18 protein-coding genes and 2 pseudogenes are annotated in these 24,252 nt (G+C 57.4%); 11 read left to right on the forward strand and 9 right to left on the reverse strand.

Features of this window, described 5'->3' with window-relative positions; translation table 11 throughout:
• Positions 1-202 precede the first annotated feature (202 nt).
• The 7 genes and pseudogenes from ACWAT4_RS42545 to ACWAT4_RS42575 form a co-directional block, all read right to left on the reverse strand.
• Positions 203-529 carry a helix-turn-helix domain-containing protein gene (locus tag ACWAT4_RS42545; protein ID WP_128929976.1) on the reverse strand — a complete coding sequence of 109 codons (327 nt, stop codon included), beginning with the start codon at positions 527-529 and terminating at the stop codon, positions 203-205.
• Positions 530-538: 9 nt separating this feature from the next.
• Positions 539-1,870, reverse strand: a complete 1,332-nt coding sequence (locus ACWAT4_RS42550; RefSeq protein WP_128929975.1) for a type II toxin-antitoxin system HipA family toxin — start codon at positions 1,868-1,870, stop codon at positions 539-541.
• Between the two features lie 610 nt (positions 1,871-2,480).
• A pseudogene (locus ACWAT4_RS42555) lies at positions 2,481-3,586 on the reverse strand (IS630 family transposase).
• Between the two features lie 63 nt (positions 3,587-3,649).
• Positions 3,650-4,999, reverse strand: a complete 1,350-nt coding sequence (locus ACWAT4_RS42560; protein WP_128929974.1) for an alpha/beta hydrolase — start codon at positions 4,997-4,999, stop codon at positions 3,650-3,652.
• Positions 5,000-5,011: 12 nt separating this feature from the next.
• Positions 5,012-6,253 carry a S1 family peptidase gene (locus tag ACWAT4_RS42565; RefSeq protein ID WP_449731339.1) on the reverse strand — a complete coding sequence of 414 codons (1,242 nt, stop codon included), beginning with the start codon at positions 6,251-6,253 and terminating at the stop codon, positions 5,012-5,014.
• Complete coding sequence (locus ACWAT4_RS42570) at positions 6,187-6,762, reverse strand: M12 family metallopeptidase (RefSeq protein ID WP_237864942.1); 576 nt, start codon at positions 6,760-6,762, stop codon at positions 6,187-6,189. Before ACWAT4_RS42570 ends, ACWAT4_RS42565 begins: the two co-directional genes overlap by 67 nt.
• A gap of 102 nt (positions 6,763-6,864) precedes the next feature.
• Entirely contained in the window at positions 6,865-7,953 is a 1,089-nt protein-coding gene (locus tag ACWAT4_RS42575) for a hypothetical protein (protein WP_128955132.1), read from the reverse strand.
• Between the two features lie 279 nt (positions 7,954-8,232).
• On the opposite strand from ACWAT4_RS42575, the gene ACWAT4_RS42580 reads away from it, so the two are divergent.
• The 8 genes and pseudogenes from ACWAT4_RS42580 to ACWAT4_RS42615 form a co-directional block, all read left to right on the forward strand.
• Positions 8,233-9,558, forward strand: a complete 1,326-nt coding sequence (locus ACWAT4_RS42580) for a carbon-nitrogen hydrolase family protein (RefSeq protein WP_128929971.1) — start codon at positions 8,233-8,235, stop codon at positions 9,556-9,558.
• Between the two features lie 76 nt (positions 9,559-9,634).
• The gene (locus ACWAT4_RS42585; protein WP_128955131.1) at positions 9,635-10,597 is read left to right on the forward strand and encodes a helix-turn-helix domain-containing protein; all 963 of its coding nucleotides are present in this window, start codon (positions 9,635-9,637) and stop codon (positions 10,595-10,597) included.
• Positions 10,587-11,048 carry a hypothetical protein gene (locus tag ACWAT4_RS42590; RefSeq protein ID WP_128929969.1) on the forward strand — a complete coding sequence of 154 codons (462 nt, stop codon included), beginning with the start codon at positions 10,587-10,589 and terminating at the stop codon, positions 11,046-11,048. Before ACWAT4_RS42585 ends, ACWAT4_RS42590 begins: the two co-directional genes overlap by 11 nt.
• Positions 11,049-11,345: 297 nt before the next feature.
• On the forward strand, positions 11,346-11,657 hold the full coding sequence (locus tag ACWAT4_RS42595; protein WP_128929968.1) for a type II toxin-antitoxin system HigB family toxin: 312 nt from the start codon (positions 11,346-11,348) through the stop codon (positions 11,655-11,657).
• Positions 11,657-12,031, forward strand: coding sequence for a helix-turn-helix domain-containing protein (locus ACWAT4_RS42600; protein WP_074274398.1), 375 nt, complete (start codon positions 11,657-11,659; stop codon positions 12,029-12,031). Before ACWAT4_RS42595 ends, ACWAT4_RS42600 begins: the two co-directional genes overlap by 1 nt.
• Positions 12,032-12,646: 615 nt before the next feature.
• The gene (locus ACWAT4_RS42605) at positions 12,647-13,723 is read left to right on the forward strand and encodes an AAA family ATPase (protein ID WP_128929967.1); all 1,077 of its coding nucleotides are present in this window, start codon (positions 12,647-12,649) and stop codon (positions 13,721-13,723) included.
• Positions 13,626-16,160 (forward strand): S8 family serine peptidase, encoded by a 2,535-nt coding sequence (locus ACWAT4_RS42610; RefSeq protein WP_128929966.1) that lies wholly within the window; start codon positions 13,626-13,628, stop codon positions 16,158-16,160. The genes ACWAT4_RS42605 and ACWAT4_RS42610 overlap by 98 nt, the downstream gene beginning before the upstream one ends.
• A 295-nt stretch (positions 16,161-16,455) precedes the next feature.
• Positions 16,456-16,850: pseudogene (locus ACWAT4_RS42615) on the forward strand (Fic family protein); the annotation flags it as partial.
• 435 nt (positions 16,851-17,285) lie between these two features.
• Here the strand turns inward: ACWAT4_RS42615 and ACWAT4_RS42620 are convergent.
• Positions 17,286-18,542 carry a GGDEF domain-containing protein gene (locus ACWAT4_RS42620; protein WP_128929965.1) on the reverse strand — a complete coding sequence of 419 codons (1,257 nt, stop codon included), beginning with the start codon at positions 18,540-18,542 and terminating at the stop codon, positions 17,286-17,288.
• Positions 18,543-19,638: 1,096 nt separating this feature from the next.
• Here ACWAT4_RS42620 and ACWAT4_RS42625 point away from each other — a divergent pair.
• Positions 19,639-20,448, forward strand: coding sequence for a GntR family transcriptional regulator (locus ACWAT4_RS42625; protein WP_232995542.1), 810 nt, complete (start codon positions 19,639-19,641; stop codon positions 20,446-20,448).
• A 41-nt stretch (positions 20,449-20,489) separates the two neighbouring features.
• Here ACWAT4_RS42625 and ACWAT4_RS42630 read toward each other — a convergent pair whose 3' ends face one another.
• Positions 20,490-21,650, reverse strand: a complete 1,161-nt coding sequence (locus tag ACWAT4_RS42630) for an amino acid aminotransferase (RefSeq protein ID WP_128929963.1) — start codon at positions 21,648-21,650, stop codon at positions 20,490-20,492.
• A 446-nt stretch (positions 21,651-22,096) separates the two neighbouring features.
• Here ACWAT4_RS42630 and ACWAT4_RS42635 point away from each other — a divergent pair, with 446 nt between their 5' ends.
• Together ACWAT4_RS42635 and ACWAT4_RS42640 are read left to right on the forward strand one after the other, a co-directional pair.
• Entirely contained in the window at positions 22,097-23,032 is a 936-nt protein-coding gene (locus ACWAT4_RS42635) for a hydroxymethylglutaryl-CoA lyase (protein WP_128929962.1), read from the forward strand.
• Entirely contained in the window at positions 23,032-24,246 is a 1,215-nt protein-coding gene (locus ACWAT4_RS42640; protein ID WP_128955189.1) for a CaiB/BaiF CoA transferase family protein, read from the forward strand. Before ACWAT4_RS42635 ends, ACWAT4_RS42640 begins: the two co-directional genes overlap by 1 nt.
• Positions 24,247-24,252: the final 6 nt, after the last annotated feature.

Raw genomic sequence — 24,252 nt, forward strand, 5'->3', positions numbered from 1 at the left:
GTTTTTTGCGATCAGCGTCGCTCCTTTGGTCGGCCAAGGGCTCGCCCGGCACACCGGCAGTGTCATCTTGAAATAGACCAGCGTACCGGATTTGCGCCTCCTCAAAACTCCAGAGCATTACGGACCGTTTGCGAACACGCCAAAGAGATTCCTCACGAATGGCCATTCGGAAGAATCTATTCGGTTCGAGACGCGCTCATCATCAATGTGGCCCGGCAGATTTCTCATCTTCGCGAGAGGCCGTTGTCGCCCCAGCAGCGATCGGAATAAAGCCGATTTGGAAACCGAATGCGCGACCTATTTTGTCTAGCGTTTGCGCAGTAGGATTGGCCGCTCCTCTTTCAATGTCGGCGACTTGGCGCGGTGTCAGCTTAAACAGTCGGGCGAACTCAATCTGGGTGAGCCCGAGGGCTTGACGCATCTCGGCGACAGCCTCCGGCAAGCGGAGAGTACCCGCGCGCGCTTTGGCTGCAATTGCGGCGCGACGATCTCGGATCTCCTCTTTCGTAGGTTTACGCCATCTGGCCATGAGGCTCGCCTAATCTGTCACATTGCGCAGTTTGGCAACACCGTTCGCCATATCTTCGTTGCGAATGATTGCATTCGTCACGACGGAGACCGGCACGCCGCACTTTCTTGCAATCTCTGGAAGGGCCCGGAGAAGATCTTCCTTAGCTGCCAAAGCGGACATCAATTTGTGGGCGGGCACCTTGGGGCTAGAAACTGTCTCACAGACGAGCCTCCAATCAGGATTGGTGTCCTGTCCTCCACCATCGAGCATGCACCCCCACCTTGTGGAACGGACGATGCCCGCTGTCGCGATCTTCATTGGTGCGAAATCGAACAAGGGGGCGAGACGTATGCTTCCATCCGGGAATTTTCTAAGCGCGGCGTTTCGACCATGATTATCGGGATTGCCCATAGCCAGGTTCAAGACATCTCGCAGCAGATACTCCGTCGTGTCCTCCAGCGGACACGACGAGACCTGTTGGATTGTTTTCAGATAAGTTTCGTGCCTGCTCTGAAATGCAAACTCCGCAACGCCAATCGCAGAGACCAGACTCTCTTGTCCGTAGCGGATTAGACCACCCGACGTCACCCTGCGGTCAAACCGTGGAATGACAAGCACACCATTGCCGTAGGTGCTCGTGCGTTCGACGTTGACGCCAAACTCTTTTGCGACCACCGAATAGCCCGATTCAGACTCCAGGATCCGCTGATCCACCGGCTCATCACTACGCAGAAGCTTTACGATGATAAATTCGAGGGCGTCCGCGTCCGGGACCATCGAATTCGGATACCAAAGTCCGTCTCGGGAGCGAGTCAGTGACACCTTGGGCCAGTCACCTTGCAGCCCACTCGAACCCGAGGCAAGCAAGGAAAAGCGATCAGCAACTTCGAGAAACGCATCGCTCCGATCGAGAATTTCTTCCATAGTGATTCCCGCGACCGATATGTCCTGAAGACGTTCGACCTCCTGATCATATGCTTCTTTGATGCGAATATTGCCGACGGGAGAACTCGCAGCTCTCATGAGAAGATGGACTTGGGTAGAAGGCGCCTCGACCGGAAGGTTCAGAAATCGCGCGATCCTCTCGGCGTGGTGACCTTGAGGAATTAGGTCCAGTAGAAAAGCTGGCCAGGTGCTTGCTGCGCGATCCACCAGATCGACTGGGGCGTTGATCGAGTAAGCATGTACGCCTTTAAGGGGACGGTCTTCCGCAAATGGAATGGCGCCGAACTTGGCAAAATAGCCCATTTCGTAGCTAGTTCTGGAAGGCGTCGTGTAGCCCTTTTCGGGGGCTTCCAAGTTGACAATGGCCGCCTCGTGCCACGTGCCTTCTATGAAAGTTTCTACAGTCAGGTCCATTTACAAATCCCTTTAGGGATGTATATGGCAGGTGAGCTCAAGAATCAACCCATTATAATGGAAGTATTAATAGCGGAGGATCCGTTCGGACACTGCAGTCGTTGCCCATCATGCTTTTGGCCTGCCGGATCTTTGCGCCGCCACCACGGACTGAGCGGCCCCTCAGAGATGCTCGCCCCGCGATCAAGTGCGGTGACGGCGCAGCCCTGTATTCAGCTCTCATTCTGATGGGCTTCATGCTGAAGAGCGGACCCGGCCAGAGGACCCAGAGGGCGCCTCCTTCGGCAAGACCTAAAAAGCGCAAAGGCTGGCTGTTATGATGGAGCGTCGCACGCTCAAACATCAAAAGCCCGAACGGACTTTTACCATCAACTGAGTAAGCGGCACTCGTACGACGAGATGCGCGCTATCCCGATCCAAACTGTGGTCTTCCCGGGCGCATGCATGTACGGTCCCCGATCTCACCACGGCCCGCTTCTCACTATCGTGCAAGACTGCTCGATTCCGCGAAAGCTGCGCGACATTTGCTGCCGTTACATAAAGGCTTCGAAATAGGAACGAGCCGCACATCAACGAGGATTAATGCGCACGCCCCCCTAGTCACGTGAATCTAAAGTTCGCCGCATAAAGTCTGCTGGGCTTTGTGGCAGAAGCGTTTGACGGAAGCCAAGATCTGGTCTGCAGACTTGGTCCATTTGAAGGGCCTCGGGTTATTGTTGTGCAGTTCGATGAAGGTACGGATGTCGGCCTCGAGCTGTCTGACGGAGGTGTGAACACCTCGCTGGATCTGCTTTCTGGTGAGTTCAGCGAACCAGCGCTCGTTCTGATTGATCCATGACGCGGAAGTCGGCGTAAAGTGGACATGGTTGTGCGGCCGGCGAGCGAGCCACGCCTTGATCTTAGGTGTCTTGTGGGTGGCGTAGTTGTCCATGACGATGTGGACCGCAAGCCCCTCGGGGATTTGAGCGTCGATTTCCTTGAGGAACTTCAAGAACTCGACCGCCCGATGACGCTTGTAGCATTTGCCAATGACAAAGCCGGAAGCGACATCGAGCGCGGCAAACAGTGTGGTCGTGCCATGTCGCACATAACTGTGCGTGCGACGTTCTGGCATCCCAGGCATCATCGGCAAGACCGGCTGCTCGCGATCGAGTGCCAGGATCTGGCTTTCTCATCAACGCTGAGGACAACGGCTCGGTTCGGTGGGGATAGATAAAGGCCGACAATGTACCTTGTCGACGAACAGTGGATCGCTCGACAACTTGAATGTCTGGCTACGGTGCGGTTGCAAGCTGAACGCCGACCACATTCGGCGGATCGTGGTGTGGGAAAAGCCAGTTTCCGCAGCCATCGAGCGGATCAACCAGTGCGTCGCGTCGGCCGGCGTCGTACGCAATGTCCGCTCGATTACCTCAGCAACCTGATCGTCGTCGATGGTGCGAGGGCGGCTCGGGCGGGCTTCATCAAGCAGGCCATCACAGCGATCCTTCTAAAAAAACCGACGGCGCCACTTGCCAACGGTGTGTTCATGGATGCCGAGTTCAGCAGCCACAGACTTGCTTGGCAGGCCATCCGCACATCGCAGGATCGCGCGGCATCGCTCAGATAGCACCGCGCGACACGATGACGACGAACTTGCCTCTCTAGGTACGTGCGCTCCTGCGGACTGAGCACTAACGGCGCGATCGGCCGGCCTCTCACACCTGCATTCCCCACAAGCGCTCTCCTCTACAAAGATTCGAGCCATCAACTAATGTGATGAACTTGCGTTCCAGATGACTAGTAAGGATACATCCAATAGGTCGCGTTGAGCTCGTTAGGCATCGAGCGCAAAGTTGGGGTCCGCTGCGGTGGCTTGAGGTGGCTAGATGAGGAGATGATCCGGCCGATATCGTCGAGGACCGCCCGGCTCGTTGAATAGGTACTATGATTGAGCGCGAACATTTCGCTTCCGACCGCAGAGACATCGATCGTCTCGATGCCCGAGACGAGAGTTGGACCGCTCTTAGTCACATAGCCCATTCGCGATTTCGACTGCGCCTTCTTCATCGAGGCGAGCAGAGCCAGATCAGTTGACGAGGCGTACACGGTCACCGCACCCGCGGCCGCTTTGATCTGGTTAGCCCGCTCCAGATAGAGGTCACGGTCGACGTCGGGTGCTGCGAAAATCAGCTCGGTAATGCCAAGCGCTGTTTGGCTCAGCGCTGCCTGCTGCAAGGCGCCCAATACCACTTCGCTGCCAAGGCTGTGTGCGATCAGGATGATCCGCGAAACGTTCCCCTCCGTCTTGATGAGCTTGAGAAGATCGAACAATCCATCGGTGGCATGCAAAGCACTTTCGCGGTCGTAATCGTAATCCGCCAACCCGCCTTTCGAGGGCCAGGAATAAATCATGACGCGGCCCTTGTAATTTGCATCGAAGGCAATCTGAGCGGCCTTGAACGCTGCATCCGAGAAAGGAACATTGTAGCCATGGACGAACAGCATCAGGCTGTCGGCAGGATTGGCGATCGCGGAGGCAAACTCCTCTCGTGAGAGCTTCGATAGAGTCTGGATTCGAAAGTGCTTTCCGTCCTGCTCGGCCTCTGTCCAAATGCCGTACAGATATGTCTTTGGCGTTTCGACTTCGCCCATCTTGTGAACGATCGGTATGCTCACAGTCACGCAGCCATAGGTATTCGTGGCCGAACGATCATAGGTGATCTGTTTCAGCTGCAGATTCGGGCCTCCCATCACCTCGCGGTTGGTCGCAAAATAAACGGGCACCAAGCCCTTGATGGCGGGCTTGTTGGGAGCCTCGGCGCCAGTTGGCGTCGGTTTCTCGGGAGGTGCTTCCTCACTTGCCTCACCCGTTGTGGGGCGATGATAGCCATAATCATGGCGTCTCGGACCATAATACCTCGGGCCGTAATACCTTGCGGCATGATGGTGATATCCTGTCAATGCACGCCCGTGGTGCTGATGCGTGTTTTGGGCTTGGGGCTTTGACGGTCTCGAGATAGGTGCTTGATGAGCGCAGCCGACGACAAACATGCAGACCAGAGCAATTAAAGCCGCGCGGAGCTGCCGGAACGACGAGAGCCAGTGCAGCGCATTTGAAGAATCGGCTCGCAATGTCGAGACGACCATGGCCCCTCCTCCTTACTTCGCAAGAACTTGAGATAGATTGACGGTAGCACCGAGCCATCCACGGTACCGATCGACGGCGGGTCCACTGGTCAGCTTGTAGGTGAAGCGCGCCTCTGCACCGCCATCGTTGATGGCGCAAGCAATGTTGCCGGCTCCGTTTGCCGTCTCGACATGCCAGGAGCAGCCGGTGATACGGTAGCCCGGCTCGGCTGGGAACGTCTCGGCGTAGTCGGCCGAATGCTCGGCAAACACGACGGGATGATCATCCTTGGTCTTGTCGACGGTGTATGAGCGCTCGATCTGCTTGAGCTCGACGAGTTGCGATAGCGGAACATTGACGATGAGCCGCCGGTCTTCTGGAAGCAACGTGTGAAGCGCGCCGGCCAGGATCTCGGGAATTTTCACGCCCTGATTGGCTTGCGTCTGCACATGGGTCGAGTTGAGCTTGCTCCAGTTCTCGAATGAGATTGTAGTGTCGACCCATTTGGTCCAGCAGACGGATGGTTGGGGGATAGCCGCAATCAGCTTGTAGAGCGGACTCGCGGCTATGACCGTGGCAGGAATGATGAAATTCACTCCGTTGACCTGGGCATCGTTCCATTTGACGATGCCGCCGACAGCGATACCGAGGAGCGCGCCGAACTCGTTGAACGCGGGACCTCCGCTGTTGCCGACGTTCATGACAGTATCGGTTTGCCAGCGCCCATTTGGGCTGGTTTGATTGCTGATCAGGCCGCTCGATATGCTCAGATCCAGGTCGAGGGGATAGCCGAGCAGATAGAGTTGGGTTCCCATTGGGGCCTGCTGGCTTTCATTGATGACCGGCATTGGGCAGCGCGATGCTCCGCCGCTGTTGCTGGCCGGCTGGGCCAACTCGAGAAGGGCAAGATCGTTGGCGTCGTCGCGGTGAATCGCGCTGACTTTGATTGGGTTTGCGTTGCGCGAGCCAAGGCGAGCATCGACCTCAAAGCTCTTGTAGTTTTCCTCGCGTCCGACCACATGGCTGTTGGTGAGCACGAGGTTGTCGCCGATCAGAAGGCCGGAGCCGCCTCCGACTTCCTGCTTGCCGTTGTACATAACGCCGACAAACTGGACATGAACAGTCCTGACGTTATAGCGCGCGGCGATCTGCACCGCGGCGCGATCGGCTAGCGCCTGCCCGGAGATGACAAAGAGCAAGGCGAGGGTCAGGACGGATAAAACGTTCTGACGGCTGCGATATCGAGTGGGCTGAGTTGTCCGCTTCCGTTCCATGCTGGATTACAATAGTTCATGATGGAATTGGGGTCGTATTTAGTGACTTTGTAGTCGCCGACCGATCCTGAAAATTTCTCGTTGCGGCACTGTTCCGGAGCATCGTCGCGGTTCTGCTCGTGAGTAAAGCCGAGCGCGTGCCCGAATTCGTGGACAGCGACCGCACGAATGCAGAATTCGCGCTTATTGATGCATCCTTTACTCCAATGATTGAAGCTGAAATTCAAGGTCATGCCCGAAGACTTGCCATCGAGATACTTGCCGACGACGTCGGTGTGCGCGCCCTCGTCGGCGATGCGCACATGGACGCCGGCTGCGCCCTCTTTACAGGCAGGCCAGGTCTTGGCGAACCAAACGCCTCCTTGTGCTGCGCTTTCCCAGGTCTCGGCCACGGCTTTTCGGACGAGTTCTGCATATTTCTGGTCATGAGGATTGAGGTTTTCCCAGCAGACCGGGATTTCCTTCACGTCCCATTTGGAGCTGCGGATCACAGTTCCGAAGAGCTCCATCTCCGACACCCCTGAGGGAAGCGCAGGCTGAGCCTTCGCGCTGCTGCAGGGGAGGAGCACGAGAAGAACCAGCAATCCGAGCAGGCAGTAACGAGTCATGTTTTATTGAGTAGGCGTTGGAGATGGCGGGAAGACTGGCACCGGCGCGAAGATAAAGCCGTTCGTCCGCGGGCCACCACCAGCCCTTGGCCGGCGGGCTGCGGCCCCCCCGCTCTCCGGCAACTCCTGCGACTTTTCCCCTCCCGGGATTGGTGTCGTGTAAATCGGATTGTCCTTTGATCCGAGCGCCGGCTGTTTGGCTGCATAGCTGGCCGAGCCAGACTTTGCTCCGTTGGCCAAGACGGCATTCGGCCCATTGATGTAGATACCGAGATTGCTGAATTGCTGCGCAGATGCGGAGGCTTGGATGGCGGCCGGTGTCCAGCGCGCCGATGTAAGGGAGTATTTGGCCTCGATGCCTCCGGTCACTTGGATCGAAAAAGTATAGGTCATCTGCGCTGGCTCAGCTATTTCCGATGGCATAGCCGGCGTCAGGTTGTTGGCGGCGATCAAAATTGCATTGTCGCGCAGCCAGGCCGCCAATGGCTTGGAGGCATCGACGGTGATGCGCTTGAAAGCGGCCCGTTCCGGATATTTGTTTTCGGCGAGAGCTTCGAGCTCGAGGAGCTCGGTCGGCGTTCCCCGGTAGCAGCCGCGCTCATATGTTGCCGGGCTAGATGCCAGCGGCAAGGTATCAGACGCAAGCTCGGCATTCTGTTTCAAGAGAAATGACCAGATCAGGTCGTAGGTGTCCTGCGCCGAAGCCGTGGGGCCGACATGGGTCACTTCGGCGGTGGTGGCACTTAGAACGCGCTTATAGTCGAAGGCGGTGCCGGACCCGACACCGCCGGTATCGGTTACTTTCAGTTCCAGGAAGAAGGTGCCGTATAGGAACGGGTCGATGTCGAAATGGGCGAAGCGGTCGAACGCCTCTTCCGGCCTGGTCTTGTAGATCTTGAGGTAGTGCTTCCGCCTTTCGCGCTCGATCTGATAAAAGGTGACGACCTCGCACCGGATCGATTTGAGAAAATATGGCAGTTCGCCGGCTGTGATCACGCCAGTCTGCGGATCGTGCACATAGTACAGGCTGGTGCATCCGCCCATCGCAAAGCAGGCGCCAAGGCAAGCCGCGGCCCGGCTGATCTTCCACATCGATTGTGCCCCCTGTCCGCTTCGCGTCGCTCGCGCGCGGATCTCCCGCCCAGATTGAAATGCTTTGCTCGTGCTTCGTCAAGAGTATCGGAAGCCATATGCAGCTTTTCGTTGCCATCGTATAATTCGATGCAGAGTTTCTGCGCGTTCTGACATTCAGAGCAACTGCGCCCGCAGCTAGATGATGAGACGCGCGTAAGTCACAGTCGGGCCGATTGCAAATAGCGAACCGTACGCCTATCAATGGCACATATTGGCGAAGTCGTTTGGACGAGTCGTTTGCCTGGGCCTGCGGACAGCCGCCTGAAGACAACGGAGTTCGGCAAGTGGAAGAAGGCAGCTGGTGAGCTTGCTCAATCACAGGCCTCGATGACGCATGCCAGAAGGGACGAACTGAGGAAGGCTCTGATCGAGCTCGACAAGTTGTTCCGCAAGGCGCCGCCGAGCGTGTACAAGGCTTACCGCAATCTTTCGGAGCGGCGTCTTGAAGAATCTGCCCGGAGTTTCGGTGACAGCGTCGGAGAAGGCCGCCTCCTTTGGTCCGTTTCCGAGGAGACCCCCGAGCAGGTTGCTGTGTCGCTTGGAGGTCTCATCCGGGCCATCGACCGCGTGCTGCTCGAGCGGCGGTCGCAATGGCCGATTGCATCGGGCGAGTGGCGCCTGGAGGCGCTCGGATGCTGGTTCATTCCGCGACAGGGCGTGAGCGCCGGCCGCCCTGCCCGGCGGAGCCAAGCCTATTCAAAGCGAGGCCTGCTATTTCATCGGATCCTGCCCACCTTCATTGACGGCTATGCCGTCGAGGTGGTCGATAGCCGTACCTTGCATAGTGCCGCTCAAGACCCCACGAATTGGAAAATGGGCGCCTGCCTTTTCGAGGCGCTCAAGCTTGAGGCGGAGTTCGCAACGGTAGACGGGGACAAGCGTTTCATCGTCAGCGGCGTCGATGCGCCGGCGGCGGGGAACGCGGTCTTGCTTCAGATGGCGAACGCGTTGCAGGAGAACTGCATCGCAATCGTCTGGCCCGAGCTCACGGTACCACCAGGACTGCGAGAAAAGATCGTCAAGTTCATCCGCGAGCGAGATGTGGCCGACCCGCTGGAGCCTCCGGAGATCGTCATTCCGGGAACGTGGCACGAGGTGGCAGGCAAGGAGATTGTGAATCGGGCCCGGATTTATGACGGTTATGGCGAGGAGCGGCTCGTCTACGACAAGATCGCCCCTTACGCCGATGACGACTGGGGGATCGAAAACATAACTGCTGGCGAGCGGATGTGCGTGCTTGCGACTGAAGGCGCCCTGATTGGCGTCGCAATTTGCCTCGACTTCTGTGACGTCTGCGACACGCCCTTCAGGGACCTGGATGTCGATGTGATGCTGGTCCCCTCGATGGGGAACGACCGCACCATGCAGGGCCACCAGACGACTGCGAGCCAGGTGGAAGTGAAGTTCGGCACGCGAAGTTTTGTCGTGCAACATCCCACCCACAACCGCTACGGGGATGGCCGGCTTGGTACTATATTACCCCTCCTCAAAGAGCCGAACGCTGTTTCCGCCCGGGAACTCGGTCAAAAGACCGTTTGGACTGCCTACAAATGGGGCCGGTGACACCCTAGATTCAGAGACTAAAATCAGAGTAAAGCGTTGTAAAATGATCTTAAGGGTTGTGACGTAGGGTATGGCCATGTCGGACGTAGCATTGGAAAAGATAGAGAGCGGCGAGGCCACCGCGACTGAGGCGCGGAGCGTCATTTCGGAATTCCTTAAAGAGGGATCCGAAAGCAGCCTGGAGCGTATTTACGCAACACTTGGGGCTTGGCTCTGGAATTCTCTGGAGAGCCGGCGCCGCGATCCGGAGCTGCGGGAATGGTTTGATATTCTGCGTCGGGTGAGCGCCTCGCTCGCGCCGAAGAATGCCGCCTATGCCGAGCGCTTCAGAGCGTTTTACGATCTTCTGCAGATGTCGATCAACACCGCCAAGGTTGCTCGTCCAAGCGAGGTCATGCACCGTCAGCATGTCGTCGAGATACTTCGGTTGTTGCGGGATGCACCGTCGCGTCAGCTGGAGAAGACGGTCATTGCTAAGAAACTGGATCTGAAGGATGCCAATCTCAGCCGCATTCTTCGCCTGATGACCAATGCGCGTTTTGTGGAACGAACGGCGGCTGGAAAGTTTGCTCATTTCGCGCTGACGCGCGATGGCCTTATGGCGCTTGAAAGGCACGAAGGGCCCACAGCAAGGGGCGCTGGCCAATTGGCGCAGCTTATGCGCAGGAAAATGGGTCTCAGAACCCACCCTGCCCTCACGGCTGAAGAAAATGTCGTTCTTCGCAGCCTGTTTGATTTGCCGAGCCCGATGCATCCTACGTTGCATGCGGCGGGACTAGTGATGCGTGACCCGCTTGGCGTCCGTCAGGTGATGGAGGACTACCTGCTTCATCCGCCGGCACCGACAGCTCCCGGCTATATGAAGGCGCGAACGAAGAGCTCGTATCATGGCTCGTCGGTGACGGTCGTGCAGGTGAAGAAAGCCGAAGGTCACGGCGCCTCCACATCGATTGAGGCGGTGAACAGTCCAAAGCCCGTCTCGTTCCCTTCGGGTATGCTGCACTTGAGCGCAGGAGAGGACTCCGAGCATGTCGAATGAGGATCTCGGGGCTTCGACAACGGAGCAGGCGCAAGGCGAATCGGAATCGCTAGTATTGTATGGAAACACCCTGCTCGATCGGTTGACCTTTGTTTCGACGACGTTCAGCTCGCTCATCATGAGCATGGGAAGGGTCGGGCGCGACAACCGCGAGGTGTTGGTGCCACTGGTCGAAGTCAGATTCGAAGGTCCCTCTGGCCAGGACGAAAGCGCCTTGAAGTCTTTCTTTTCGGAGCTCGTGCCGCTGGAAAACCTCGCCTTCGTCCTCGAAGACATCTCGGGTGATCTTGCAACTGTTTGCCACCAGCTGAGCGCTGTGAGCGAGGGACCGGTCAAGCCTGATCTCAGGCGGCTTGCCGAAACGAGCAGGTTCCTGCAGGACGCCAAAAGCAACCTGGACAAGTGTCTCGCCGATCTGGAGCGAATTGGTCAGCCGCCCAATCTTCCCTAGCGGAAGTCTTGAGAGCATCTGCGGCGAGACGATTCTTTTGCTTCTAACGCACAAAATTGTCCAGTCGCAATTGACCGCGTCATTCTGAGTTCGAAATGCGATTTTGATTTATCAACCGCGGGGCGTGCCTAGAAGCGTTCGCGGCGGGCTTCGGCTTCGCCGCGAAAGTGCGAGCCGATCGGATCGTGAATTAGCCCCGAGTGGCAAGACTATCTTACTGTCGGCGGGCGGCATGCGTTTCCCAAAAATGGAAATTCCCCTCTTCCATTTTTGGGAAATCGACGGTAGTATCCCTTCATGCTGGTGGTCGGCACGGACCTTGGTGAGCGCTATTTTGCCGAACGCTCTGGTCATCGGGGCATCGATGCAGCGCGCGCTCAATACAGGGCATGGCTGGCAATTGCTGAGGCTTCGGACTGGCGGACGCCGCAACAGGTGAAGCGATCGCATCCCAAGGCAAGCATCCTGAAAGGCGGACGCGTGGTGTTCAACATCAAGGCCAATGACTACCGCCTGATCGCCATGGTTCAATATCGTGATGGCGTGTTGATGATCCGCTTTTTCGGCAGTCATGAAGACTGTGACAAGGTGGACGCGGAGACGGTGTGATGAAGGCAACATTGATAATTATCCAGAACCAGGCCGATCATGAGGCGGCCAAGGCGCTTGTCGGCAAGCTGATGCAATCTAACGAGGCTGCCGATCGAGCGCGTATGGTAGCTCAGGCTCGCCTTATCGAGGCTTATGAACGCGCACGCTGGCCGCGCAAAGCGCCGCCGTTGCCCGATTTGCTAACCTATCTGGTGGAACAACATGGTTTGACGCGCGCTGATCTTGTGCCGCTTCTGGGCACTGCTAGTCGCGTCAGTGAGGTCATGTCCGGCAAGCGCGAATTGAGCATGACGATGGTGAAGCGTCTGCGCGAACGTTTCCATATTCCAGCGGATTTGCTGATCTCCGCGAGCGGAAGTGTTGCGGCTTAGGTCAATCGGGACCATGACTTTCGATAGGGGGCTACTTTGCTCGGCGGCCGTGAATATTTGCATCGACGCGAGAAAGTTCAGCGCATGCGATTCCAACGCCTTTTAGGGATTAGGGTCATCCATTGCTTGCAGCAGCTCGACTATGCACGGATACGAGCATCGGCGCCCCCGGTGGGCTTGATCCATTTGCTCACGATTCTCGCTCCGGAACAGGTCGAACGCCGGTATTGGACTGCGACTTGACGGCATTGAACAAAAAGTGAACAATCCCCTGACGACCCCTCTCGGATGGGCATAAAGCGCCAAAGCGCGCGAGGCGAGTGCTCGAAGGCTCTGCCGGACTTTCGGTCGGCGCTAGCTATGAAGGCTGGCTAGTTTTGTCAGAGGCAGGCAGTCAACAGGATGACGGGGAATGCTTGAGCAGGCAGAACAGACTCGACCAGTCATGACGGCGGACGAGAAGTCTTATTTGTTGCAGCTTTTCAATATGTTAATCCCCGCCGGATAGGCTCGCCGAGCGACCCCGGCAAGGAACCTTGGTTATCGGCGAGTTGTTCACAAGCTGGGACCATTTCTAGCAGCGTGGGCGCGCAATCCTGTAATAGGCTGTCTGTCATGGCCAAGAGCGACTTACTCATATCTCTCGTGCGCGCCGGTGTGACCGGCGATCGGCCAATGATGCGCTCGGCGGTCGAAGCGATTGTGGCTGATGAGCGCGCAAAGAGTCATCACGCGCTGGCCGATCGGCTTGAGCGAGCGCTGCAGACGATAGCTGTGACGCCGCCAAGTCTGGTTGCCTCTCAGCGGTCTCCGCAAGCTGCTGGGCGCGACACGATTTTAGAAGTTACGCCACGCATATCTCTCGATGAGCTGGTTTTACCCTTGCCTGCGCGCGCCGAAGGGATGCAGCTGATCGAGGAGCATGTGCGGGCAGACGTGCTGCGGGCAAGCGGATATGAGCCGCGGCATCGGGTTCTCCTGTCTGGTCCTCCAGGCAACGGCAAAACTTCCTTTGCAGAAGCGATTGCAGAGGGCCTTTCTCTGCCGTTTTTCGTGGTGCGGTACGACGCGCTCGTAGGAAGCTATCTAGGCGAAACAAACGCGCGTCTTCGCGCGCTATTCGACTATGCGCGAACCCAACCTTGCGTTTTGTTTTTCGACGAGTTCGATGCGATTGGAAAAGAGCGTGGAGATGATCACGAAACGGGCGAAATCAAGCGCGTTGTTTCGTTTCTCTTGATGCAGATCGATAAACTTCCCAGTTACGTGGTAACAATAGCGGCTACGAATCATGCTGAATTGCTTGATCGAGCCGTATGGAGACGTTTTCAGATAAAGATTGCATTTCCCGCTCCGCAAGTTGCGGAAATCGCACATTTCATAGAACGAATTTATATGGGCTGGCCCGAGCGCCCTTCGCTGTCGGCTTTTGAACTCGCGCAAAAGATTGACGCAACCTCCTATGCTGAAGTGCTTGATTTCTGTCAGAACGTTCGACGGCGACAAATTCTTGGTCTTGGTGAGATCTCGATCGATTCTGCGGTCAAGACTGAACTCGAATTTTGGTCATCGAGAGTAAAGCCAGAGAACCTGCATGGCGGCCGATCCAACGAAGCCTCTGCTGCGACTGACGCCAGGCAATCAGGCGGCAAGACCAAAAGGCAGGCCGCAACCGATCCCCAGGCCGGCTAAATTCACGGCTGCTGCACAGAATGCAGCATTTGGCCCCCGCTTCCGTCGCCTCGAACAAGTCTTGGGTCGAGACCCAAGCGGCTTAACTTTGCGATCAGACCCGTCCGCGCTGGCGCCAGAGCGGCTGCTGGTTTTTGAGGTTCGGGGGGCAGTTGCGAATTTTGCGAATGCGATCCGAAGAGTGCCTGGTCTGGAGCTCATCGATGAAGAGGAGCTGGAGGGCGATGAGAAGGACAAGTCGCCTGAGGCCTATCTTCTTGTGCCAGATGTCACGGCTTTGCAGAACATCCTGTCGCTCTGGAAGAGATGGGTATCCGGGCAAGCAATTGGGGAGGGGTTCGCACCCTGGCGGGATGTCTTTGCGACGCTCCGTGACATCAGAGTATGGGGGCCGGGAGATCGTGTTCAAGATGGTGATCGAGAGATCCTTGCGCACGAGATCGAGCTCATGGGAGATGAGGAAATTCTCCCCGTTGAGATCGAGCTTGTGTTTCGATCGTCGGAGGACATGGCGGCTTCGAACCAACAAGGAGTCATCAGCGAGATTAGGGCGGTCGGTGGCACTCTTGTGACGCAGTGCCGGATCCCGGACATCGCCTATCATGCCCTTTTGGCTAACCTGCCAGTTGCCGCGATCCGGCAAATTACCGAGCGCTCCGCGACCGGGTTGAGCGGCATGGACCCGGTCATGCACATTCGGCCACAGAGTATTGTTGCGCCGGTGCAAGTCGAAGACGCCAGTCAGCTCCAAGGCGGACTGGGACCGCTTCCTTCTGAAGGCCAACCAATTTTGGCCTTATTGGATGGCGTGCCCGTTTCCCAGCACCCTCTGCTTCGTGATCGAATGAATGTCGACGATCAATTCGATTTAGAGGGCGCAGCCGTCGTGGCTGAAAGGGCTCACGGCACAGCTATGGCTTCTCTGATCGTGCATGGCGACCGAAACACCAATGAGCCGCCGCTGGCGCGCCGCATCCATTGCATACCGCTCTTGGGGGCTGCTGATCAATTTCCTGAGGACCGGCTGATTGTCGACCTGGTTTATCAAGCTGTGGTCTCGATGCGGCGCAACGACGATCCGAGCGCTCCGTCAGTTGTGATCGTCAATCTTTCGCTCGGCAATGTCCGAAAGCCATTTCATGGGCGGCTGTCGCCCTGGGCGAGGTTGGTCGACAGATTGGCCCATCGATATGGAATTCTGTTCTGCGTGAGTGCCGGCAATCACGCCGGCTCATTCGAGATAGCATCCATCCCCACCATGGCTGCTTATGAAGCGACGGACCAGCCCGATCGGGCCAGACATACGTTGTCCGCGCTGTCGCGATTGATCACTTCTCGCCGGCTGCTTTCACCGTCGGAAACAGTGAACGGGATCACGGTAGGCTCCGCCAATATCGACGCCGTTAGCGCAGCCGATCGCCGTAGCGCTAGAGGCAGGGTCGATCCGTATCATCCGATGATCATCACCAATCCATCCAGCGGATTGGGTCCAGGATTTGCAAACGGCGTCAAACCGGATATTTTGATGCCTGGCTCTCGTGAGCATTTAACCATGGTGGCCAGTGGAACGGCGCTTGCTGTAAGGCCAAGTGGACCTGCTCGACCGCATGGGCTCAAGGTTGCAGCTCCGCCGCGCGAGGGCAGCAGCAATTGGGAGCATTACACTTCCGGCACAAGTGCTGCGGCAGCTCTGGCCTCCAGGACGGCTCACAGAATTCATGACGCTTTGGAAGACACGTACGGGCAGGACTTTCTGTCCCTGCCCCACCATCAGCGCGCCGCGCTTCTCAAGGCGCTGTTAGTGCATACAGCCTCGTGGCCGCAAGATAGCGCCGAGCTCATCAAGAGCGTGCTAGGTCCAGCTGATGCAAAGCAATTCGTCAGGCAGAAGGATAATATCCGGCGCTTCTTAGGCTACGGCGTTGTTAGTCCGGACGATGCAATTTATTGCGCTTCCGACAGGGCGACGTTTTGGGCCGTCGGAACGCTGGCGCAGGAGACAAGACGTTCGGTTGTTGTTCCGTTACCGGCTTGCATGAGCGGCCAATCTCTCCCCCACTCGGTGACCGCAACGCTTGCATGGTTCACGCCCGTGCATCCCGGTCGACAATCGTATCGCTCAGTGAAGCTTTCGCTTTTGGCGAGTTCAGATGAGATCGATCAGTTCCGCGTGCAGCCATCCAAGACGCAGCCTGATGTCAATCAGGCAAGCAAGGGGACCGTTTTCTCTCGGCGCTGGCTGGGCGACAAGGCGCCGGCTCTGACAGTCGATTCTGAAATCGAGCTGATCATTCAACGCGAGCCTGACAGAGGCAGCAAGATAGACGAGCAAGTTCCGTTCGGCGTTGCTGTAACCGTAGCCATGCCAGGCATCATTGAGGTCTACAATGAGGCTCGAGCGCGGATTGCGCCGCCCATTGCCGTTCCGGTCCGCTAGCTCGATTGTGCTCGACCTTTGAAAGACGGATCTCACCAGCGATGGGCCTGCCTAAGGTGCCCGGAGGTGCCGCATCAATCCAAGAGGTTGAAATCCCGGGCCAAACGGCGCAGCTTTTGCACCTTTGAAATTCTCAGGTTCTCAGGCAATGAAGCCCAAGGTCTCTGGTTGCTCGCCTTCGATTCCCGCAGCGTGGACGGTTTCGTGTTCGGCGCGAGCTATCCGGCCTTGAAGAATCTCATCTCGTAAGATCGGCGACGTCCGCCTCCTCTAATGCCGCTGAACTTTCGGGAATATGTCGTTGAGCGCACAGTTTTCAGGAGCAGGGACGATTTTTCATGACCGGCGTTTGCCCGAAGCCGGTGCTCCGGCCGGCTATGCCGCCCTCATCGACGCTTATCACCTCTCCGCTCCAATTCCACGGACGCTCTCGGCGATCGGGACCAAGCATCGTATCCTAGAGCAGGATGGCTGGCGCCTTTACACACCTCGGCACGCCCCAGAAGCTTCCCTTGAGGCGCATCTAACATTGCGCTGAAATACGAGGGCGTGGATCTTGCCGTCCTGAAGCGGCTTTTTCTTGCTGTGGCCGAAGGCGAAATCGTCGAGCTGGTCAAACAGAAGCTGACCGGTCTTTACAGGCGTCGCATCTGGTTCCTGTATGAGTGGCTGCTCGGTCGAGAGCTGAACTGAGAAAGATCTTCCGAATGAAGCCAGAGTTCTTCAAGGGTTCGACACGTTCTGCGCCGGCGTCGAGCGTTTAGTCGATATGCCCGAGAGGACGCTGAATAACCTCTTCGGCTTTCTTCGGCAAAATCAAGGTAAGCTATCAAACCGCGCACGAGCCAATGAGTTCGCGGCGCTGACCCAAGAGGAAGTCGAGAGGATTGAACAGTTATACGCAGGTTCATTTGGCAAAGCAGAGCCGTAGCCAAGTCTCTGCCGTGCAGCGAGCGAGTATCGCTTTTTCAGATCCTGGAATCTGAATATGACTGCTCAAGTGGATCAGACTCGACGCGAGATCGGCTACCCCAGCCCGGATCGGGGGAGGCACGGAAGCAATCGAGAGCTTAGCGTATGTCCCTGGCTTACGCAGCTTCCCACGGGTTTGCCCAAGCAGGAAAATCAAACCCCTCGTGCTGCTTCTGAGGACGACGCCATAAACGTCAATGGTTCAGTCAACGAGCGAACGGTGGCGTCGGCCACAAGTGGAGGCCAGACCTGATTACGTCCTTTGCCTTTGGCGGCATACAGGGCGTGATCGGCCGCAGCAATTAATTCCAGAGGAGACAAATCCGACGGCGAACAAGCTGCGACGCCAAAACTGGCGGTGACGATGCCTAAGAGGCTCCGGCCTTCATTGGGGATCGCAGCAATTTCGATCGATCGGCGAATGCGTTCGGCCAGCCGCACGGCATCCATCATCGCCATATCCGGCAGGATTATCAGGAATTCTTCGCCTCCATATCGGGCGACGAGGTCACCCGTCCTTCGTATCTCTGCCTGAAGTATGGCGGCGACTCGTTTCAGGCAGAGGTCGCCTGCAGCATGTCCGTAGCGATCGTTCAAGTGCTTGAAATGGTCGATATCGATCATGACAGCTGAAACGGGCGATGCTCGGCACTCGGGGCGAGACCAAACTCGCGACAGTTCATCATCAAGATGCAGCCGGTTTGCTAACCCCGTCAATGGATCGCGGCGTGAAGCGGCGTCCGCATCGGCGTGCCTGAGCCGATCTCTCAGCGAATAGAGGTAGGCTCTACGGAGATCGCGCTCCATTGTATAGTTTGCGATCAGAGTGATGTAACCGCAGATGAGGAGCTGAACGATGATGGTCACCGCTATCGGGGCGGAGATGTAGCTTGCGGATATGACGAACGCGGTGTGAAGCAACAGGATCGCGGCAGTCACGACACGAGCGAAGCGGAATTCGAGTCTGTGCAGTGAGACATTGGTGTAGAGCAAAGTTGGAATCACCACGTACTGGTAGTGCGCAGCGCTCTCGCTCGCCGTCAGGGCAAAACCGAGGTCGATCTGCAAGATGATGAGTAGCGGAACACTGGCTGCTAGGAGCTCCCGTACGAAGGGCCTCGGTTTGCGCGATACGAGCCAGGCGACCAATAGCATCCACGGAGTCACTATTGAGAAATGTACCCACATGGCCAGCCGCACGACGTCCGGGACCAGCAGCCAATCTCCGAGCAGAAAAAGGTTATAGAGGGGAGCCGAAACGAGCAGTCCGATCGTCAAGCGCTTACACCGCTTGTCGTGCATGTCGGCTTCAAATTGCCGTTCGATGTCCGGGGGGAATCTGATCGATCGCGTCCGTCGCCCGTTCACGCAGGCGTCGACGGAAGCTAATGTTACTGCGATCTCGTTCATTCCAACCTGCCACTCGGACAAGCGGCAGTATAGTTTCTATGCGTTACCGGACCACTTCGGCGAAGCGTAAATATTCCGTTTGATTTCCGGTTTGATCTTACCCTCTCCAGAATCTTGGCCATTTCAGCAGGAGATGAATGCCGTCGGTCCCGTATTTTCCCGGTGAAAGATCAGCAGACCAGTGGCGACTATTCGGCTGCTCCTCACCGTGGCTCGCCGAGCCGACCGCCCCTTCAGGCGTGTGCGTCCGCGGAGGGTTGTATTTGGGGCGCGGTGAGACGCGCCCGCGGGTCGGGCGGCATTAAGAATGGCAGCCCAGGCCAGAAGTCCATAGACGCAACCCAAGCTCCGAGGACGGGTGCAGCCGAACCAGATGGTTGACATCCTCAAGTCCGCTTTCCTGGAACGACAGCTCGGGATCTGGCACTTTCTTGGCGATCTTGCCGCAGCAATACCCTTCCGGGAAATAGCTGACGCTGCTCGCAAAAAATTAGGTTACGTTGAGGGGTGCCATGAGCGCAGCCGGAAGTACCGCATCAGAGGACATCGAACTGGAACGCCGGCTGTTCTATCTGCCGACGCTTCATCTCGATCCATGGACGAAGGCTTGTGTTGACGGTCGCGCAATCTACCTCGATGGGCTTGAGGCGTTCAAGATTAGGAGGGCTATGCCAGCATCTCGCGCATAAGATTGTTACCGAGTTTGTCGATGCATCTACGTAGAAAGGAGGACGCGAACCAGGAGTACGCCGGATCGAAGTGCGCCTCGACGAGATTGAGCGCGAAATCAGACGCGTCCATCCGAAAGCCGCAACTGGCTTCGCCAAACTTCGCGTTGCGCCTCCTTAAGTTGGAAGGCGGCGGACTTGGAGCCTTGCCACAGCGGCAATGTTCGCATCCTTAGTACAATAGCTCCAAGTTGACTTCGCTCTTGGCCACGAGTTACATCCACATGCTGGCAAACGGGAAAGAAAGACCTTTGAATCGAGATGCTCGGCCGTTGTCGCCCATCTCACGACGGCCCAAGAAAAAGAGCCCGCTCGGTCGTGCCGAGCACTTGGCTGGGCTCATTTTGTCCGTTGTCCGTCGCGATGGGATGAAGACCGGCGATCGCCTCATCGAGCAAAAGCTTGCCGATGCGCTTGGCCTGTCGCGCGCGCCAATTCGCCTAGGCTTAAAGGCTCTAGAAGAGGCGGGGTTCGCGCGCGGTGAATTGCACCGCGGCTTTGTCTTGACAAGAGACCCTACGAGCGTAGCCGCACAATCCACACTGGCGGCGGTAAGCCGCGCGGAAGAGGCCTACGCGACGATTGCAACGGACGTGGTCGCAAAGCGCCTTCCCGCCGATGTCACGGAAGCCGAATTGCTGCGCCGTTACGATCTAACACGCACCGAATTACAACGACTGCTGGATCGGATCGCAGCGGAAGGGTGGATCGCGCGCTCACCGGGCTACGGGTGGCGTTTTGCTGAAACTGTATCAAGTCCCGAAGCGCAGACACAAGTTATGGCGTTCCGCGCGGTGATCGAACCAGCAGCAATTGCTCAACCTGGTTACGCTCTGGCGCCAGAGGTCATCGAGCGACTTCGCGAGCGCCAGCTGCGCATTTTTGATGGCGAGCTGGAAAAATTCACGATAGGTGAAGTGTTTCAATGGGGATGTGATTTCCATGAGGAGATCGCGCGCGGTGCCAAGAATCCCTTCTTCGTCGAGTCACTTAAGCGCGTAAATTCGATTCGTCGCTTGTTTGCATACCGAAGCTTCGCTGATCGCGACGGCATGCGCCGGCACGTGAAGGAACACCTGAGGCTGCTCGACGTCCTGGAGGCCCGCCGGTATGCTGATGCATCGGCTCTGATGATGCGTCATATTCGACGCCCGCTTAAGGTGTACGTCTTCAGATAGGTGCCACAGGCGGATCCGTTTCCGAGTTGCATTTCGACAGCTTAAACTGCTCGCCGGACACTGTCGACAAAGCGTGGCACGTCGTCAGTTGTAAGGCCGGCCAGATTGATCCTGCCGTTTCCAACGATATAGATCGCATCATCCTTGCGGAGACGGTCGATCGTGGCAGAATGCAAGGGTAAGGTGGAGAACATTCCCTTTTGCGCCCCGAGCTGAGAAAATTCGGGCATACCCCGTCCGACGGCCGCACGAATTTTTAAAATTCTTTCCCGCATCGTCGTGAGCTCGCGAAGCCAATCCTGACGAAGGGCGGTGTTCGACAGGATAGTGCCGACGACCGCAGCACCATGGTCGGGCGGCATGGACCAGTTAACTCTCGCTAGGGCAGCCATGGCTTGAACAGTCCGCCCTACTGAGACCGGGTTCGTGCCATAGACGAAGAGCGCTCCGGTCCGCTCCCGATACAGTCCGAAGTTTTTGCTACAAGAATAAGCGACGAACGCTTCGCTCACGCTGGACAGCACTATTTCTAGTCCTTCTCTATCCTGCTCTAAACCATCACCGAATCCCTGATAGGCAAAGTCGATGAGAGGAATGAGGCCTCTCTCCTCCACAAGTTGCGCGATCGCCCGCCATTGATCAAGGCTAAGATCCGTGCCCGATGGATTGTGGCAAGTCGCGTGAAGCAGCACGATATCCCCTCTCCTTGCGCTCTTGAGCGATGAGAGCATTTCGTCGAAGCGAAGCGTTTGAGAAATGACGTCGTAATAGGTGTACGTACCTATTTCCAATCCCACGGCCTCAAAGATTGGAATGTGGTTGCCCCATGTCGGCAGGCCCACAAATATCCGGCTAAAGGGTGCCGCCAGCTTTATGACCTCGCAAGCTAACCGGACCGCACCGCCGCCGCCAGGTGTCTGAACGCCACCTAGTCGATCCACCTCGATGTTTCCGATCGCGAGCTCGCGGATAAGGCTGACGAACTTTGTGTCACCGAGTGGGCTTACGTATGATTTGGTGTCCTGTCCCTCGACCAAGAGATGTTCGGCGGCCTTCACCGCGGACAGGACGGGCGTAACGCCGTTATCGTTTCGATAGACCCCCACACTCAGGTCGATCTTGTCCCGCCGAGGATCGTTGCGGCATGCCTCGGCTAACGCCAACACGGCGTCGGCCGGCAGATCAGGCAGGGCTTGAAACATAGCTTCTCCTTACTGAACGATCGTTTGTGCGGCTCATTGGCTCTATGCAATGAGGGCTGGAGTTGGCGCGCCTCTTCAATCGGGCACGGGCGTGGCTTCGTGGACGAAAGGCATTCTTGGTGCGGCGCTTCCGTTTCACCAAGAACGCTATTTGGCTTACGCCAGAACCGCAGGGCGAAAGGATTCCGTCGGGATGCACCCCTGAAGCGGACGCCCGATGAATATCGCCGCGCGGCGCGCGAACAGGCAGCGCCAGGCAGTTCAGCCAACAGGATAATCCATGCAAACCTCACCCGAAAATAGAATTCCGCGGAATGCGAGCGGATCATGTCCTGGCCGCCCACCGGCAGAGCCTCGTTCCGGGGCCCCCGAAGCGGTTCGGAATCTTCATTGACAGATGATGTCACATATTGTTCTTTAATGCAAGAATATACAATAGGGCGCCAATGGACAATTCACCGGATGTGCACATCTGCGAAGTTGCACCGCGCGATGGCCTTCAAAACTTGGATGTCATTGTGCCAACAGGCGCAAAATGCGAGCTGATCAGTGCGATCGTCGCCGCGGGGGTGAGCGAGGTCGATGCGGGCTCATTTGTACCGGCTACGGTCGTGCCGCAATTCGGCGACGTTGGAGCAGTTGTTGCGCACGCGTTGACCCATAAGTCTACGACCATCGGCGCGGTCGTACCGAACGTTAAAGGTGCTGAGCGCGCGCTCGCGGCCGGAGTCAACAGCATGTATTTCGTGATCTCGGCGAGCGAAACGCACAACCGGGCGAATGTGCGCCGCACGATTGAGGAACAGCTCGAAGCATTCCGTGTAGTTCGTGCGAGGATCAACGCGCAAAAAGCTCCTGAGCGGCCGCATCTTGTGGGCGCTGTAGCGACAGCTTTTGGCTGCTCAATGGAAGGCGACGTCAGTGAGGCCGCGGTGTGTCGCCTTGTGCAGGGTTTCGCCGAGGCGGGTGCGGACGAGATCGGACTAGCAGATACCGTCGGCTACGGCACCCCAACGCAGGTTAAGCGGATCGTACGCGCGGTTCGCAACGAGACCGGCCCAAAAATGATGCTCAGGCTACATCTGCATGACACGCTTGGCGCCGGTCTTGCCAACGTCGTCGCGGGGCTCGAAGCGGATGTCCGGCGCTTCGATGCTGCTGTTTCGGGGCTTGGCGGCTGTCCCTTCGCACCGGGCGCACGGGGCAATATTGTGACTGAGGATCTCGTGTTCATGCTCGAACGGATGGGCCTCTCCACTGGGATCGATCTGGATCGGTTGATGGCGACACGCGAAATTCTCGCCCGGCACGTTGAGCAGAAGCACCTGACAGGTCATCTGCACGAGGCTGGAATTCCAAGGGTGTTGCGGAGGGTGGCATGATGGGCGGCAATCCCACATCAGGGCCGACAATTCCCCGCCCCCTCGAAGGCGTGCGCGTCGTTGAATTCAGTCAGATGGTCATGGGCCCTACCTGTGGGCTCATCCTCGCCGACCTGGGCGCCGATGTGGTCAAAGTCGAGCCGCTCAAGGGCGATCGCACTCGCTATTTCAAGGGGCCTGCCGCGGGTTTTTTTGCGACATACAGCAGGAACAAACGCAGCATCGCGCTCGACACGTCGAGCCCGGGAGGCAAACAGGTGGCGCGCCGGCTCACTGAGCGCAGCGATGTTTTGATCGAAAACTTCCGACCGGGTTTGATGAAGAGGGTCGGTCTCGACTACAATTCAGTGGCCGCATTCGCGCCGCGGCTGATTTATTGCTCACTCAAGGGATATCTCCCCGGACCCTACGAGAACCGTCTTGCGCTCGATGAAGTCGTTCAGATGATGGGCGGGCTCGCCTACATGACCGGCCTGCCGGGCCAGCCAATGCGCGCGGGCGCCTCAGTGAATGACGTCATGGGTGGCATGTTTGGGGTGATCGCGATCCAAGCCGCGCTCGCCGAACGACAGCGCACCGGCCGCGGTCGTTACATCCAAAGCGCCCTCTTCGAGAACAACGTCTTTCTAATGGCACAGGCGATGATGTGCGAGGTCGTCACCGGACGCCCTTCAATTCCGTACTCGGTGAAGGACAGTCCTTGGCCGATCTATGACCTGTTCGATACAAAGGACGGATCAAAGCTTTTCGTCACTGTCGTTGGGGAGGAGCAATGGCAGGCGTTCTGCCTCGCGTTTGATCGGGCTGCCTGGCTGAGCGATCCGCGTTTCATCACGGCTCAAGGTCGAGTTGATCATCGCGACTGGCTGATCCCGGAAGTCGCCAAGATATTTGGCGGCTGGAACAAGGCCGAACTTGCCGCGAAGCTGGAAGAACTTGAGCTGCCCTATGCGCCCGTGAACAAACCGGGTGATTTGTTCAGCGATCCCCACCTCAATAAATCGGGTGGTTTGACCGAGATCCGCTTGCCCGATGGCCGTAACACCAAAACCCCCTTGCTGCCGATATCGCTCGACGGCCGCCGCCTCGCAAATGGCAATGACCCGCCTCAGGTCGGCGAACATACACACGACATCCTCGGCGATATCGGGTTTTCGACAAACGAAATCGCTGCGTTAGAAAAAGCGGGGACAATCGCCTCGTCGGCCGTATGACGGATC

The sequence above is a fragment of the Bradyrhizobium sp. T-1 genome, from assembly GCF_053592855.1.